The sequence below is a fragment of the Thermoplasmata archaeon genome (assembly GCA_038729465.1).
Classification (GTDB): Archaea; Thermoplasmatota; Thermoplasmata; order Thermoplasmatales; family ARK-15; genus JAVRLB01.
On the sequence record JAVYRZ010000008.1, the window covers coordinates 24,844 to 40,337 of the forward strand.

At 35.5% G+C, this 15,494-nt stretch carries 15 protein-coding genes; 9 read left to right on the forward strand and 6 right to left on the reverse strand.

Annotation, left to right across the window (positions count from 1 at the left end; all coding sequences use genetic code 11):
* The first annotated feature begins 11 nt into the window (after positions 1-11).
* The 6 genes from hemL to QXQ25_03815 all read left to right on the forward strand — a co-directional run bounded on the left by hemL (position 12) and on the right by QXQ25_03815 (position 6,318).
* Positions 12-1,271 (forward strand): glutamate-1-semialdehyde 2,1-aminomutase, encoded by a 1,260-nt coding sequence (hemL, locus tag QXQ25_03790; protein MEM0160827.1) that lies wholly within the window; start codon positions 12-14, stop codon positions 1,269-1,271.
* Complete coding sequence (gene hemC / locus QXQ25_03795) at positions 1,255-2,103, forward strand: hydroxymethylbilane synthase (protein MEM0160828.1); 849 nt, start codon at positions 1,255-1,257, stop codon at positions 2,101-2,103. Before hemL ends, hemC begins: the two co-directional genes overlap by 17 nt.
* 12 nt (positions 2,104-2,115) lie before the next feature.
* Positions 2,116-2,823, forward strand: coding sequence for a uroporphyrinogen-III C-methyltransferase (gene cobA / locus QXQ25_03800; GenBank protein MEM0160829.1), 708 nt, complete (start codon positions 2,116-2,118; stop codon positions 2,821-2,823).
* Positions 2,820-3,563: a uroporphyrinogen-III synthase gene (locus QXQ25_03805; GenBank protein MEM0160830.1), complete on the forward strand. Its 744-nt coding sequence runs from the start codon at positions 2,820-2,822 to the stop codon at positions 3,561-3,563. Before cobA ends, QXQ25_03805 begins: the two co-directional genes overlap by 4 nt.
* 69 nt (positions 3,564-3,632) lie before the next feature.
* Positions 3,633-4,385, forward strand: coding sequence for a tRNA (adenine-N1)-methyltransferase (locus QXQ25_03810; protein ID MEM0160831.1), 753 nt, complete (start codon positions 3,633-3,635; stop codon positions 4,383-4,385).
* 4 nt (positions 4,386-4,389) lie between these two features.
* A complete protein-coding gene (locus tag QXQ25_03815) occupies positions 4,390-6,318 on the forward strand; it encodes a 3-hydroxyacyl-CoA dehydrogenase/enoyl-CoA hydratase family protein (protein ID MEM0160832.1) in 1,929 nt (642 codons plus the stop codon).
* On the opposite strand, the gene QXQ25_03820 is transcribed toward QXQ25_03815, so the two are convergent.
* The 5 genes from QXQ25_03820 to QXQ25_03840 form a co-directional block, all read right to left on the reverse strand.
* The gene (locus QXQ25_03820) at positions 6,315-7,781 is read right to left on the reverse strand and encodes a carboxypeptidase M32 (GenBank protein MEM0160833.1); all 1,467 of its coding nucleotides are present in this window, start codon (positions 7,779-7,781) and stop codon (positions 6,315-6,317) included. The two genes, QXQ25_03815 and QXQ25_03820, sit on opposite strands and share 4 nt — an antisense overlap.
* 31 nt (positions 7,782-7,812) lie before the next feature.
* A complete protein-coding gene (locus QXQ25_03825; protein ID MEM0160834.1) occupies positions 7,813-8,244 on the reverse strand; it encodes a Zn-ribbon domain-containing OB-fold protein in 432 nt (143 codons plus the stop codon).
* Positions 8,245-8,246: 2 nt separating this feature from the next.
* Positions 8,247-9,416, reverse strand: coding sequence for a thiolase domain-containing protein (locus QXQ25_03830; protein ID MEM0160835.1), 1,170 nt, complete (start codon positions 9,414-9,416; stop codon positions 8,247-8,249).
* Between the two features lie 67 nt (positions 9,417-9,483).
* A complete protein-coding gene (locus QXQ25_03835; GenBank protein ID MEM0160836.1) occupies positions 9,484-10,005 on the reverse strand; it encodes a GNAT family N-acetyltransferase in 522 nt (173 codons plus the stop codon).
* Positions 10,006-10,066: 61 nt separating this feature from the next.
* On the reverse strand, positions 10,067-11,341 hold the full coding sequence (locus QXQ25_03840) for an MFS transporter (protein MEM0160837.1): 1,275 nt from the start codon (positions 11,339-11,341) through the stop codon (positions 10,067-10,069).
* 229 nt (positions 11,342-11,570) lie between these two features.
* Here QXQ25_03840 and QXQ25_03845 point away from each other — a divergent pair, with 229 nt between their 5' ends.
* Together QXQ25_03845 and QXQ25_03850 are read left to right on the forward strand one after the other, a co-directional pair.
* Positions 11,571-12,263: a hypothetical protein gene (locus QXQ25_03845; protein MEM0160838.1), complete on the forward strand. Its 693-nt coding sequence runs from the start codon at positions 11,571-11,573 to the stop codon at positions 12,261-12,263.
* A complete protein-coding gene (locus QXQ25_03850; GenBank protein MEM0160839.1) occupies positions 12,253-13,365 on the forward strand; it encodes a transglutaminase domain-containing protein in 1,113 nt (370 codons plus the stop codon). Before QXQ25_03845 ends, QXQ25_03850 begins: the two co-directional genes overlap by 11 nt.
* A 7-nt stretch (positions 13,366-13,372) precedes the next feature.
* Here the strand turns inward: QXQ25_03850 and QXQ25_03855 are convergent, their stop codons facing one another.
* A complete protein-coding gene (locus tag QXQ25_03855; GenBank protein ID MEM0160840.1) occupies positions 13,373-14,362 on the reverse strand; it encodes a hypothetical protein in 990 nt (329 codons plus the stop codon).
* 101 nt (positions 14,363-14,463) lie between these two features.
* Here QXQ25_03855 and truA point away from each other — a divergent pair, with 101 nt between their 5' ends.
* Positions 14,464-15,219 (forward strand): tRNA pseudouridine(38-40) synthase TruA, encoded by a 756-nt coding sequence (gene truA, locus QXQ25_03860; protein MEM0160841.1) that lies wholly within the window; start codon positions 14,464-14,466, stop codon positions 15,217-15,219.
* The last annotated feature ends 275 nt before the right edge of the window (positions 15,220-15,494 follow it).

Genomic DNA, 15,494 nt, shown 5'->3' on the forward strand with positions numbered 1-15,494 from the left:
TATCAGAATACATGAATTCTGAAAATTTATACAATTTAGCCAAGCAATATTTTCCGGGCGGTGTAAATTCTCCGGTTCGTTATTATGCCCCTTACCCGATTTTCATGAGCCGTGGCTACGGTTCAAAAATATATGATGTAGACAATAAAGAATACATAGATTATTGCCTTGGGTTTGGACCCTTAATTCTAGGACATTCAAATGACAAAATCAAAGAAAAAATGAAAGAGTCGATGGATAGATCCTGGCTTCTTGGTACCCCGACAGAGTATGAGATCAATCTTGCTAAACTGATCAGAACAGGAATTCCTAACATAAAATTGATGCGATTTACTAATTCAGGCACTGAAGCTACCATGCATGTAATTAGAGTAGCCAGAGCTTTTACCAATAAAATGAAGATTATAAAAGTTTTAGGTGGATACCATGGAGCGCATGATTCAGTGCTTGCAAAAGCAGGCAGTGGAGCGGTTGGCATACCATCCTCTCCTGGAATTCCTGAAGAAGTAACAAAAAATACGCTTCTGGTTGATTACAATAATATAGCTAAACTTGAAGAGGTTATAAATAAAAATAAAAACAGCATAGCTGCCATGATCTTAGAGCCTGTGCTGGGAAATATTGGTGTTATTACTCCAGATAAAGATTATCTTGCTCAAGTTCGTGAAATTACTGAAAAAAACGATATATTATTGATTTTTGATGAGGTAATTACTGGATTTAGAAATAGGTTTGGCAGTGTTCAGGATCATTTTAAAGTATATGCAGACTTGATTACTTTAGGGAAGATAATAGGCGGAGGTTTGCCAATCGGCGCATTCGGCGGTAGAGATGACATAATGAAAAAAATTAGCCCTGAAGGCAATGTTTACGAGGCTGGAACTTTCTCTGGCAATCCGCTTAGTATAATTGCGGGAACTGAAACTCTGAACATTTTAAAAGAACAAGACTACTCTATTTTAAACAATAATACAGAGATGCTCACAAAAAAGATTGGCAATGAGTTAAACATAGAAATAAATAGGTTTGGATCAATGTTTCAAATATTTTTCAAAACTGGGCCTGTAAGAGATTATGCTACGGCCATGAAGGCTGACTCTACAAAATTTTTCAAATTTTTCAAATTACTTTTAAATGAAGGAATATACTTACCGCCGAGCCAGTATGAAACTAATTTCTTGAGTTTTGCGCATACAAACAAAGATCTAGATTACACCAGCACTGCAATGATCAAAGCAATTGAGATGATAAATAATGATAATGGGAGCTAGAGGCAGTAAGTTATCTTTAATTCAGGCGAATATAGTATCGAACTTATTGAAAAACATAGGTATAATAGCCGAAACAAAAGCAATTAAGACACTGGGTGATGTAAATCTCAAGCCGATATCCAATATTAATGAAAGAGGCATATTTTCCAAAGAGCTTAACAGGCATGTGATAGATGGGGACATTGATGCTGCAGTCCATAGCATGAAAGATCTGGATACTGAACTGGAAAATGATTTAGAAATTTCTGCAATTTTAGAACGTGGAGCTGTAGAAGATGTACTGGTATCAAAATGGGACATAGAATCTTTTCCAGAACATTATAAAATAGGCACATCCAGTATAAGAAGAAAGATGTTTTTAAAGCATTACAGGCCAGAGATAGAGATTGTGGATATTAGAGGAAATGTGGATACCAGAATAAGGAAATACAATGAAAATGAAGTTAATGGAATAATAGTTGCAAAGGCCGGATTGGATCGTTTAAACTTGCAAGTGCAATATACAGTGTTAGACAAGCGGATATTTGTGCCTCAGGCAAATCAAGGTGCTATAGCTGTAATTGCCAGAAAGGATAGTGAGAGTTCAAAGATTTTAAAAAAGCTGGATCACTTAGAAACCAGGATCTCATGTATGATAGAGCGAGAAATTTTAAGCATATTAAAAGCAGGGTGTCATGCGCCCATAGGCATATATTCATGGATTCAAGACAGTCAGATAAATCTGCAAGTTTCTGAGATATCTGAAGACTCTAAGTCCAGAAAAGATTTATTCTTGAAAAAACATGTTTCAGAGCAGAAAGAATTGATAAGAGAATTTAAAAAGAGGTGGTGAGTTCTGTCAGGAATAGTTTATTTAGTAGGTGCTGGGCCAGGAGATCCGGAGCTATTAACGTTAAAGGCATTAAATATATTAAAAAAAGGGGACATTGTAATGTATGATTACTTGATAAACAAGAACATATTAAAGCTGTTACCCCCGCAAGTTAAGAAAATAGCAGTTGGCAAAAATAAAAAAGAAGACACGGATGTACAACAGGACCGAATTAATAAACTGTTAGTTAAATATGCGAAAGAGGGCAAGAAAGTAGTGAGGTTGAAAAGTGGAGACCCGTTTTTGTTTGGCAGAGGTGGCGAAGAAATAGAATATTTAAAAAGCCAAAAAGTGAGGTTTAGGGTAATACCTGGCATTAGCTCGTCAATAGGTGTGCCCACATACGTTGGGTTACCGTTGACACATCGAAATTTTTCGTCATCGATAATGATCATATCTGGGCAACTTAGAAAGGGTAATACGCTGGATTGGGATTATATTGCAAAATTTAAAGGTACGTTAGTGATATTAATGGGTGCTAAAAACCTTGAGGATATTATAGCTTCATTATTGAAAAACGGAAAAGATGCAGATACACCAATATGTCTGATTAGAAATGGAACATTAAAATCACAGATAGTTTTGAAAGGATCATTGCAAAACATAATAAAAACAGCTAAAGCCAATAACATAAAGGCTCCGTTAATTACTGTTATAGGATCAGTAGTGAATTTGCTATGATCAAAATAGCAATGTTTAGACCTGAGAGCAAGAACATTGAGTACAAGATCGAGGATGTTGAGGTAATTAATATTCCGGTCACAAAAACAGTAGACACGAACATAGACATTTTAAATTTTTTAAAATCGATAGGTCCTGTAGAGTATTTGATATTTACAAGCACACTGGCAGCTCAAAAATTTAGAAGATCTATAGGTGATCAATTTGATCTATATTTAAACCAAGCTAAAGAAGTCATCGCGATCGGAACAGAAACTGCAAAGGCAATACGTTCAAAGGCCACAGTGGTTCCGCCAGTGCAGTCTACTGCGGGCATTGCTGAACATCTAAAATCAAAGAGTGGAACAGTTCTTTTAGTGCGCAGCAGGCAGGGAAATCCAACACTTATTAAAGAGCTTGGTTCTCATATGTCAGTTTATGTTCTTGATATCTATAGTTCTCAACAGCTATTGCCAGATCAAAGGCACATAGAGTTTTCAAAAGAGTTAATCAATAAACATGTAGACGCTTTAATTTTTACATCTTCAATGATTACAACCTCTTTCTACAATATATTTTCCGTGCTGGATTCTAAACTTGTCGAGCATTTAACAGAAGTTTTGAAAATTGCTATCGGCAAAGAAACAGAAAATACCATGACCTCCCTAAATTTAGTGCCAGATCATACATTGTCAAAACCCGAAATATTGAAAGCCATAAAAATTGTAAAAGAGATCTGTTCAAAAAGAGGAAGGCAATAAAATTAGAAAAAATAAAATTTTTATAGGTTAGTATCTCTATCTATTTTAAATTAAGGTGATTGAATTTTTATGGTCATTCTAAATTGTACAAAGATGTTAATCGATGAAAAAAATAAGAAGTATTTGATTAGAGTTACGGGTAAGTTTGAACATGTTAAAGATCTTGGAATAATAGATACTTCCAGATTTATCGATAAGAATAATGGTGATAAAATAGAAATTTATGACCGTAATTTTTGGATTTTAGAGCCTACAACCGAAGACATGCTCGGGTTTTTAGAAAGATCAGCACAAATCGTGTCATCCAAGGATATTGCATCAATCTTGTATAAGTGTAATATCAGATCTGGATCTATGGTAGTAGAAGCAGGTGCAGGATCTGGATTTATGAGCATAGCTCTGTTAAATACAGTAAGGCCTGCAGGTAAAGTGATCACTTATGAGCTAAGGTCTGATTTTGCCGAAGTTTCCAGAAAGAACATAGAACTTGCAGGACTGGAAGAATACTGGACCTTAAAACTAGACAATATAGCGAACATAAGCGAGAAAGATATTGATTCTGCGATCATAGATATTCCGGAGCCATGGACCGCAGTTTCTGCAATATATGACGCTTTAAAAAGCTCAGGGTGGCTTTCTGCATATGTGCCGACAGTGGCGCAGGTTGAGCGTACTGTAAAAAGTCTGAAATCTCATAATTTTGTTGATATTGAGGTAAAAGAGATACTTGAGAGAAAATGGGTAGTGGGAGAGATGGGATCCAGGCCCGAAACACAGATGCTCGGGCATACTGGATTTCTGATATTTGGAAGAAAGGTGTAAAGGAGTGATAAAAAAAATGAAAAATGTAGTAGTAGTAGGTGCCGGAACAATGGGGCACAGCATAGCTGAGATCTCTGCGCAGGCAGGATATGCTGTTAGTATTATAGATGTAAATGATGCATTGCTTGAAAAAGCAAAATCTAAGATTAAATGGAGCTTGGACAAACTGGCTGAAAAAAACAGGCTTAGAGAGCCTGTGAAAACGATATTTGAAAGAATAAAATATAGCACAGACCTAAAAGAGGCTGCTAAAACTGCAGATTTAGTAATCGAGGCAGTGTCTGAAGATGAAAAACTGAAAAAGAGCATATTTCAGCTATTAGATAATACAGTTCCAGAACATTGTATTATGGCCACCAACACCTCATCCATTCCTATCTCATACTTAGCTGAAGGGCTATCTAAAAATAAAAATGTGATCGGACTTCATTTTTTCAATCCTCCCTCGCTCATAAAGCTGGTAGAACTAATTGTTATAGATAAAACAGACATTAAGACTATAACGACAGCAGAGAAATTTATAGACACTCTGAATATGTCCTATATCAAAGTAGAGAAAGATGTACCGGGTTTTGTAGTAAACAGGCTCAATATCCGCATCTTTTTGCAGGCACTAAGACTAGTAGAGCAGGGCTATTCTCCAGAAAGCATAGACATTGTTGCAAAACAGAGGCTCGATTTTCCAATGGGGTTATTAGAGCTTATAGATTTTATAGGGTTGGATGTATTGAATAGGGTTATTATAGAACTGAAAGCGCACGGCTTTGATATTGAAGAATCTAGTATACTAAAAACAAAGGTATCTGAAAACAAATTAGGAATGAAAACTGGTGAAGGATTTTATAAATATGGAAAAAATTATGAGAGAATCGAATTTTCAGAGATAGATATTTTCAGGGTAGATCCTTTAATGCTGATTGCACCGGCGATAAACGAGGCAGCATGGCTTATAGCTAACAAGGTAGCGGACAGTGCGGTAATAGATAAAGGAATGAAAATCGGCATGAATTTTCCGAAAGGATTATTAGAATATTCGGATGAATATGGGTTAGATCTGGTACTTGAAACGCTTAAAAAACTCGGTGTAAAGCCAGAGCAGTTATTGGAAAATATGATAAAAGAAAACAAGTTGGGAATGAGTACAGGAGAGGGATTTTACAGATGGAACTATAAAAAGAGAGCATATAAAACGATAATATATGAAAAAAGGAGCAGTTATGCGCTAATAACTTTTAATAGACCTCAAAAACTAAACGCTTTGACAAAAGATACATGGCTAGAATTAAAAGAAGCGCTCATTGAAGCAGATTCTGATTCTGATGTAAAATCCATACTTTTGACCGGTTCAGGCAAGGCATTTTGCACTGGTGATGATATTGCAGTGATGGCATCATGGAAAGATAAAAGTGATGCTTCTGAGTTTTTTGATCAAGCTGATACATTTACGGAGCAGGTATTAAAAACGAGCAAACCGATAATAGGCCTGGTTAACGGTTTTGCTTACGGTGGTGGATTTGAGATATTATTGTTGTTTGATATGGTATTTATCGCAGAAAATGCAAAACTATCTTTGCCAGAGCTAAAGATAGGTGCAATACCGCCAATTGCTGCAACATACGGAGTCATAAAATACAGAAAAGAGCTGATCAAACATATTTTCACAGCAGATGTTATCTCTGTAAAAACAGCAAAAGAGATTGGCATTGCAGATGAGATAGTACCTAATGAACAGTTATTAGAAGCAGGTATAGAAACAGCTTTAAAAATATCAAAAATGCCATTGAGCGCCATTAAAGCAGCTAAAAAGCTGGTGAACATAGATAAACAGAGCTACCGTAAAACATTGAAAGCCGGCCTGGATGAATTGATCGAGATCGCGGATACTGATGATTTTAAAACTGGCATGACCAGATTCTTAGAGAAAAAACGTTAAAAGTGAACATATTTAGAATCCAGGTATTGAATCAGCCGATCAGAATTGTAATGTTCTCCAAACACCTGCTGTTGCAAAGTTTTAGGATCATATATACTGCCCCATCTGTGTATGTTTTGATATAGCCATTGTTTCATATCCAAATAGCTCATAGATTCTAGCTTATCATTCAGCTTGAACCATATCATACCTGCAATAATGTTGCCGAGAGAGTATGTTGGAAAGTATCCAAAGCTGCCGTTGCTCCAGTGTGTATCCTGCAATACACCCTCTTTATCATTTTTGGGCACAATGTCTAACAATTGGCCCATCATATCATTCCATACAGTGGGCAACTCATCAACATTAATCTTGCCAGAAATCAGATCTTTTTCAATGTTGTATCTCAGTATTATATGAAAATTATAAGTTAATTCGTCTGCATCGACCCTGATCAGACTCGATTTGACTGTGTTTACGTACCTATAAATATCCTCTGCCGAGTATTTTGAGACAAAGTTAAGTTCTGATTTTATAATAGGATATACTTTATTTATAAATGCTCTGCTTCTGCCAATCACGTTTTCCCAGAATCGAGACTGCGATTCGCCGATACCTAAAGAGTTACTGTCTGCGATGGGTGTGTAATTGAGCTCAGGATCCTGTTGAAGTGCATGAATAGCATGTCCACTTTCGTGTATGGTAGAATACATTGTTTTCTTAAAATCTGTGCCCTCATAGCGGGTAGTAATTCGAACATCATCAGGTCCTATCTTGGTAGTAAATGGATGTGTTGATACGTCCATTCTAAATTTGGTGGTAGGCATGTCCAACAACTTTATGATCTTGAAGTTAACTTCTCTCATTGCATTAACATCATATTTCATATGTTCCAGTGGATGATCCTGCGGAAAATAGTTTTCTGACATCACTTTATTTTTAATTTTTAGGGACTCTGATGAAAGTCTGGAAAAGATAGAGTCGAGGTCAGATACGCGCATGCCTTCTTCATATAGATCTAAAAGAGCATTATATGGATTTGCCACATAACCTAAGTAATCTGCTTCTTCTCTGCTAAGTTCTACGATCTTCTCAAGATACGGTTTAAACATTTTAAAATCAGATTTTTCCCTGGCCTCTCTCCATTTTATTGTAGCTTGCGCGGTAATTTTATTGTATGTCTCTATAAATGATGCGGGTAAAACATTATAAAAATGTAGGGTTCTATTCATCACTCTCAATACTCCAAGCTCCTGATCGTTAAGGTCAGTTTCATTTTTAGCACGGGATACTAGCAAATTCAAGTTCTGTATCATTTTTTGTTTTAATACTGCAATTTCTGCAAGAGCATTGGATCTTGCCTCTATACCCTCTACAGGCATGTTTGTTTCCAAGTCCCAGCCAAATAATGAATTTGCACTGTCCAATGACCAAATCGATTTATAATTATCTAATATCTCCAAAACCACTTTGTTTTTAAACATGTCTCTCACCTAAATATCTTAATTTATAATTTTATTCACTCTTAAAAAATTCATAGGTCAAATTATTTTCTTCTCTCTTTACCACTTTCAATTTTAGTTTCATGCCTATTTTTATCTCTTTGCGATCTTTGATGTTCAACCATGCCAATACTTTCACCCCTTCTTTCAACTGCCCAATAGCAACTATATACTCTGGAAAACCCTCAAATGATGTTGGCTTCACATTTATAATAGTGTATGTATCGAGTATCGCATCTCCATCAAGTTCGATCCATTCCATATTACTGGTCTTACATGAAGGACAATCTGCCTGCGGTGGGAAATATAACGTTTTACAATCCCTGCATCGAGTACCCATAATCTTATCCTGTTCTAGTCCTTTGAAAAAAGGTTCTATGTTCTTGATAGGGATCTGGTATTTTAATTCCAATTTGCGTTTATCTAAGAACAATGGATAATCCATATTTAATCACCTCTTGAGTAAATTGTTACGTATGCATAGTGCCCAGTTCCGCCTACATTATGTGCCAGTGCTCGACCATGCTTGATCGTTGCCTGCCTATTTTTTTCTGCCTCGTTTCTGAGCTGCTTTGTTATCTCAACTGCCATGCTTACTCCTGTAGCTCCAATAGGATGCCCTTTTGCTTTTAAGCCACCGTCAAGGTTCGCAGGAAACTTTCCATCATGATAGGTTTGCATGTCCCTTAACAATTCTATAGCCTTACCCTTCTCTGCAATTTTCAGATCTTCATAAGCAAGTATTTCAGCAATAGAAAAACAGTCATGTACCTCAAAAAGATCAAATGCATTTTTTGGATCTGCAATCTTGGCTTTTTTATAGGCAATATTCGCAGCTTGCCTGCTAGCATTCAATTCCAAGAAATTTTCTCTTTTGCTAAGATTTGCAGAACCTGTTGCGGTTCCCTGTGCATCGATATATACAGGTGTATCCGTGAACTTTTTTGCAATCTCAGCATTTGCCAAAATTATTGAAGCAGATCCATCAGTGATAGGCGAGGCATCAAATAATTTTAGAGGCCAGGCTACATATCTGGCTTTTAAACAATCATCCATTGTAATCTCTTTCTGAAATTGAGCGTAAGGATTAAGAGCTCCATAATGATGTGCTTTGATTGATGCCCTGCAAAGATCTTCTTCTGTAGCACCATACTCATGCATATATCTCGTAGCGTATAATGCATAATAGCCTGGAAACGTCAATCCAAAATTTTCAAACTCCCAAAAATAGTTGCCTGCTCTCCCGATCAGTTCTATAATCGTGGGATTTGGCGAATCATACATTTTTTCTACACCCATAGCCATTGCAATATCAGTGTTTCCAGAGGCAACACTGTCATACGCAACCTTAATTGCAGCGCTACCTGACGCACATGCAGCCTCAGTTTTTAATGTACCGCCACTTAATCCGCAATACTCTCCGACCGTCACTGCAGGTAACAATTCCTCGCTCCAGAAACCAAGGTTTCCAACACTGTAAAACTCAATGTCTTTCTGATCCATTCCTGCATCCAAAAGTGCTTTTTTTACAGATTCCCAGGCCAGTTCGTTGATGTTCACATCCATCCTTTTACCAAACTTTGAATGGCCTATGCCTACAATTGCAACCTTATTCATAGAAATTACCAATTTAAAATAATTAACGCGATATATTAACTTTTTGTCAGGTTATGATTTTTGGCGTTTAGAGATCTAAAAACATGGAGAATGTGCCTATGTATTCTCCTTTTCTCTTAATTCCCCTGGGTAAATATGCATATTTTTTGAACCCAAGCTTCTCGTATAAATGAATGGCTATGTCATTTGTCTCAAATACATCCAAAATTAGAACGTCAAATTTGCGTTTAGAAAGCTTTATCGCCTTTTTCATCAAAAGCGTACCAATTCCCATATGCCGGTACTCTTTTTTAACAGTAATTCCCAGGCTGCCAATGTGCGAAAGCTCAGAATTAGGGCGCTTACTATAAACATCGCATAGCCCCACAACCTTTCCTGAATATTCTGCCACAACTGCAATCGCTTCTCCCCTGTTTTGCGAAACTATCATGTTCGAAAACCATGCAATCTCCGAATTAATGTTCGGTGGATTCTTATGAAATACTAGCCCTATGCTAGAATCAGTCTTAAACTCTTCATAGTAGCTGTAATAGTTTTCTATAACATCTTCAAAATCTTCCCATTTAACCAGTCTTACAACGAGCTTCATAAAAACAGATATTCTCTGATGTTATTAAAATATTTCATCTGTCTGACTTTATGTCTATGGGTTATCTCCTTCCGTGTGCCATCTTTAATGATTCTGGCAAGCTTCTAAGCTTTAACATTGAAATGATACCTATAATTGGGCCTATCGCCAGTATATCAAAACTCCATCTCCAACCAATCAAAGATTGAAGAAATTCAACAAGATATATGGAGAATATGGTCACTAAAAATCCTATGGACATCTGAAATGTTAGCGCACTTCCAGTTCTATATGCAGGATTAAGCTCTGTTACCGCCGTGGAAAATTGCGCTGAATCTGCTATGACCGCTGCGCCCCATATCAAAGCTATCGTAACAGTGATAATAGGGATGGCTCTGAACGTGAGCCCAATAAAGATAGCGCAAAAGCCACTAATTGAAAGGTAAATTGAAGTAGATAAGGTTCTGCCAATTCGATCTGCGATAATGCCCCCGAACAGTGCACCGACTAATCCTGCAATGCCAATTACAGAGAAAGATAATATTTCAACTGTAAAATTATAATCCTTTAAAGGGAAATATGATAATAATGAGATGGATAAAAACACTGGAATCCAGGTCCACATTGCATAAAGTTCCCACATATGCCCAAAATAGCCAATGTTTGCTAACATGGTCGGTTTATCTTTGACCACTTCTCTTACCAAACGCCAGTTAAAGTTGGACTTTTTTGTTTTTAGTGGATTATCTTTCAACACAAATAATATAATTAATGCTGAAATAAAAGCCAGAATAGAAGAACCTTCAAGAACGTTTTCCCATGAATAAATTAGATTGAAAGAAAGTATAAATTCTGGGATTGCAGATCCAACCGTTAATCCTGCAATCACAGCTCCAACTGCTAATCCCCTTCTGTTAGGAAACCAGCTTGAAACCAACTGTACTGCTACAGGGTAAACTCCTGCCAGAGACATGCCTGTCAAAAACCTTAAAAGTATACCTATGCTGAAAATATGGCCATAAAATAAGTATAAGATATTAAAAAATGCGCCTAGTATAGAAGCTATTGCAAATAACATCCTTGAGTTAACAGAGTCTGGTATTGCAAAAGTGGCACTGATAAGAGTGCCAACAACAAATCCCAGTTGAAGGGACAATGTAATAAATACCGTTTCAAGAGAGCTTAGACTCCACTCTGTTTTGATCATAGGTATAATTGCTGTGGCACTGAACCATAAGCTCATTGACATTAGTACAGATATTGTGATAAGTACCAGAGCAACCCACCGATACTGCTCCGATTTTCTGGCTATCATATGATCTTTTAGATTCTCAATAAACTCTGATACTTTATCCATATACCATGATTTGGAAATTAATATTAAAAATTATTGTATTCTGAACATTGTCAATTATCTGTTAAAAGATATTGAACAGATGAGCTATTAACACAGCTCACATGTTTTGAAAACTATTCAAATTAAAAGATCCAGACAAAATCGATGGTTCAGGTAAAATAAAACAATATTCACTTATCAAAGAATAATTGAAAAAATAAAAATAGTAAATATAAATATAGCATTAAAGATGGATATTATATTTCAGATCAGTGCAATAATTGGAATTGCTCCGGCATTTGTATTACTCTATTTTATATGGAATAAGTTTGAGAACTTTTTTGATGAAAAATTACTTTTTTTCAATCTTGTAATGGGCTTGATTATAGGAACTTTTGTTGCAGCAGTGTTTCTCTTGATTTCTTATTCCTCTTCAAAATACATTGATCTATCCATTATATTCATTATAACATTCGCCTTTTTTTCAGAACTTATCAAGTTCCTATTCTTGAACAGAAAAAGAACAAGCAGAACATATATCGTTACCTTTAACGGCATGACTTTTGGGCTGGGTATTGGAGCTATATGGGCTGTTGCGTTAACTTATTATTATTCAAGAATATTTTTTGATATCTACATAGCTTTTTATTTTGTGATCATGAGCTTTGCATTTTCTCTGATACATTCAAGTACAGGAGCAATGATAGGATACGGGATATATGTTAATAGGAGAATGAAATATTTATTCAATGCTATCCTGATCATAATACTTTTTAATTTTACTTTACTGCCATACATTTGGGGCTTTCCGCCATATTATTCGGTGATCAGCCTGATTATTGCCGTTCCAATATTTTATTATCTGGTATATAACAGAATATTAATAGATACCTTACCTCAGGAGCTAAAAAGAAAATGGAGAAAACGAAGCTATGAAAAGTAAATATATTGCAGGATTGATCTTTGCTGTTTCGATTTTGATAATTGCCAATTTTATTTTTTTTGCACCCGCATCAGAGATTCTAGCAAATCCGCCATCTCCCAATATCGAAATATTGCCCGCTTACTCCAATACTCTCATTGACCAGAACATTTATGTGAATATCAGCTCTGGTAAAGCGATTTTGAATATCTCCATTCCTGAAAATATCTCGAATATACAGTATGTGACAGTTAATGAAATATCAGATTCACCATATACTATTAATAATGAATACAACAGGACCTGGTGGAGCTGGGATCTATACAAAAGTGCTGATGTGCAAATTATCTATAAAGCTACACTGTATACGCATAGAACGTATATTAATCCTGCAGAGAGCGGAACCGTTTCCCAAATACCGCAATATTTAAAAAACGAGTATGATCATCCTGAATACCTGTTTAATAAGTTGGAGGTTATAGATCCTGCATATTTTGCAAATAATAGTGCGATAAAAAATATTACAATGGGGCAGAATACTGTATACGGAACACTTATGGCAATATACAATTATATTGTTAAAAATTTTAAATATGATATAATATACAATTTTCCAAATATGCCAATAACAGCCGTGCAGACATGGAATCAGAAAGAAGGTGACTGCGCAGAACTATCATTTTTATACGTATCCATTGCCAGAGCTCTGGGCATTCCTGCATGGCTTGAATTTGGGCTTGGCTATTCTGGTACTAACTGGGGTGGTCATGCATGGGTAGGTACCGATATACCCTTAAAAAATGGGACTCTGGTAAGCGGCATAATTGATTTAACTGCAGAGGTTGGAACTGGCAATGACTATGGCACAGGATTCTTTATTAGCTCTCCTTACAGAATTACAGAATGGATTGATGATGGAAACAGTACTCATCTGACCCAATTCTATACACTTATGCTATCTTCCGGACTTAGCAGCGTTAACGATACTTTTAACACTGTGTTTTATAGACCTACTGGAAACTACATAATAGATTTCAGCAATTATACGTTACCGTCATGGATAATATACACAATAATTATAGCGGCAGATGCTGTTATATTAGCTTTCATTATCAAAAAATAAAAATATATTACTGTTGAGCATTCTCAATTTCTGACCCGTCAACAGCGTTCATTTTTAATGTGCCACGTGCTCCACTGACTATCCAATAAGGCCAATAATAGATTCCCAGCTCGTTCAGTTTCATAGAATCTTCTTTTGGTCTCTGTCTCTTTTTCTCGATAATGATCACATTTTCTTTTGGAATAGTATCTTCTTTAGGCTTCGAATATTCCAGTAGTATAATTTTTTTAGCTTTAGCTTCAGCCTCTGTAACATCAAGGTCTATCTTCAATCGCTCATGAGATTCAGATATTGAGGAAAGTGTTTCTAACCCTTTATCTAAGAAAATAAACTCTTTATGTTCTGGTTGCGTGTTCAAATTTACACATATAATTCCTTTTTTAGATTTAGGTGTAAGCTCATTTTCTACGTAAATGTCCAGAGTAAACTCAAAAATTAAATATGGCACTAGTACTAACGATATATTAAACCCATGTATTTTTCTCTGAGCATTTATCATAGCTTCTTCTTTTGAAATAATCGGTTTGATTATCTGCTCATTTAGCTTTGGCACTTCTTCTAGAAATATAGGTATCGCATCTTTATCTGCTTCTGTTTCTGGAGGTTCTCTTTCTATTTCTTCTATCTCGAAATTTTCATCTTCAAAAAGCTCTTCTAAATTATACTCTTCCTTATCCTCTATCTTTTTAAGAATAAATTCGCCAATGTCATTAGCTAGATCTTTTCTGTTATTTAATATTATATTATATTTATGCGCAGTTTCAAAAGCATCTGGTGTATAGTCTTTCAGGCAAATTATGTATTTTTCACCATCTAGCTGTTCTAAAGTTCTGGCATGTTTTAGCACTTCCTCTCCCGTAACCTTTTTTTGAGCAACATATATTATAAGCATTTTAGTGCCTAAGCTTAAAAATAAATAATCTTTAGGACCTTGCTCAATTTTAGTGTATCCGTACTCGCTCATCATTTTGAGGATTATATCTGAATATGTTAGCATTTCTGATATGAATATATTTCCTATGTCTATATAAATATTTTTTAATCTTTGCATATTCAGTCTCAAAAACATTAATATATTTTTAATAAGTTAAAGTTAATATGTATTTGCTATTAAAATTTGCATATTTAGGCTCTGAGTTTGAAGGATATCAAGTGCAGCCAGATAAGATCACGGTCGAAGGGGAAATTTTGAAAGTGTTGAAAAAATATAAAATTGCCGAGAATTTAAAAAGCGCTAGCAGAACTGACAGAGGAGTATCCGCAATTGGAAACGTAATAAAAATAGAAACTGGCAGAGATGTAAAAACAGTATTTGGCATATTGAATTCTCAATTACGCAATATATATTTTTACTCTTACGCAATAACTACTAAAGATTTCAACCCCAGAATAGCATCTGAAAGATTTTATAAATACTATTTTTTAGATCTTGGATTCGATTTAAAAAAGATGAAAGCCTGTGCAGAGTTATTTTTAGGAACCCATGATTTTAGTGCATTTTCTAAATCAGATGGCAGAAACAGTACAAGAACTGTCAAGAGGATTGTTATTAAAAAACTGAATAATTTTTACGTTTTAGAAATTGTAGGAGAGAGTTTTATGTGGAATATGGTTCGCAGAATAGTAGGTGCAATACAACAGGTTGGGCTCCATAAAATTGATATTGATGATGTAAAAGATAGTCTCTATAATAAAAAAAGTAGCAAATTTATAGTTAATGCAGAAAATCTAATTCTCGTGAATGTAAAATATTCTCAGAAATTTAGAAAAATTGAAAAGAATAAAATACCAATTGAAGAGTATGAAAAATCGTTTATTATCCATAATTTCTATAATGAGCTGTTGAAGATGTGAGACTAAACTATCGAATTGATAGATTTTATCATTAAAAACCAGTGTTAACGTTTACTGTTAAAGAGGATGGTTATCTAATATTGTTTTAATCGAATACCTGACATACTCTCCACCCTAAAGGGTTGGAGGTTCTAAGGTCTCCATCATTCTTGAAGTTGCCTCTTTGGGGGTATCAGTGCTCCCTTTGTATGCATCCCTGTCTGCATACAATCGATCTATGCCTTCCTCAAATACTGGACGCAATGCTATGTTGAATGATGCATTGACATCGGCAT

What these genes read in the sequence shown, in the direction of transcription:
- hemL (MEM0160827.1), top strand. Translation starts at nt 12, where the DNA reads ATGAATTCTGAAAATTTATACAATTTAGCCAAGCAATATTTTCCGGGC.
- hemC (MEM0160828.1), top strand. Translation starts at nt 1,255, where the DNA reads ATGATAATGGGAGCTAGAGGCAGTAAGTTATCTTTAATTCAGGCGAAT.
- QXQ25_03805 (MEM0160830.1), top strand. Translation starts at nt 2,820, where the DNA reads ATGATCAAAATAGCAATGTTTAGACCTGAGAGCAAGAACATTGAGTAC.
- QXQ25_03810 (MEM0160831.1), top strand. Translation starts at nt 3,633, where the DNA reads ATGGTCATTCTAAATTGTACAAAGATGTTAATCGATGAAAAAAATAAG.
- QXQ25_03820 (MEM0160833.1), bottom strand. Translation starts at nt 7,781, where the DNA reads ATGTTTAAAAACAAAGTGGTTTTGGAGATATTAGATAATTATAAATCG.
- QXQ25_03825 (MEM0160834.1), bottom strand. Translation starts at nt 8,244, where the DNA reads ATGGATTATCCATTGTTCTTAGATAAACGCAAATTGGAATTAAAATAC.
- QXQ25_03830 (MEM0160835.1), bottom strand. Translation starts at nt 9,416, where the DNA reads ATGAATAAGGTTGCAATTGTAGGCATAGGCCATTCAAAGTTTGGTAAA.
- QXQ25_03835 (MEM0160836.1), bottom strand. Translation starts at nt 10,005, where the DNA reads ATGAAGCTCGTTGTAAGACTGGTTAAATGGGAAGATTTTGAAGATGTT.
- QXQ25_03840 (MEM0160837.1), bottom strand. Translation starts at nt 11,341, where the DNA reads ATGGATAAAGTATCAGAGTTTATTGAGAATCTAAAAGATCATATGATA.
- QXQ25_03845 (MEM0160838.1), top strand. Translation starts at nt 11,571, where the DNA reads ATGGATATTATATTTCAGATCAGTGCAATAATTGGAATTGCTCCGGCA.
- QXQ25_03850 (MEM0160839.1), top strand. Translation starts at nt 12,253, where the DNA reads ATGAAAAGTAAATATATTGCAGGATTGATCTTTGCTGTTTCGATTTTG.
- QXQ25_03855 (MEM0160840.1), bottom strand. Translation starts at nt 14,362, where the DNA reads ATGCTAACATATTCAGATATAATCCTCAAAATGATGAGCGAGTACGGA.
- truA (MEM0160841.1), top strand. Translation starts at nt 14,464, where the DNA reads ATGTATTTGCTATTAAAATTTGCATATTTAGGCTCTGAGTTTGAAGGA.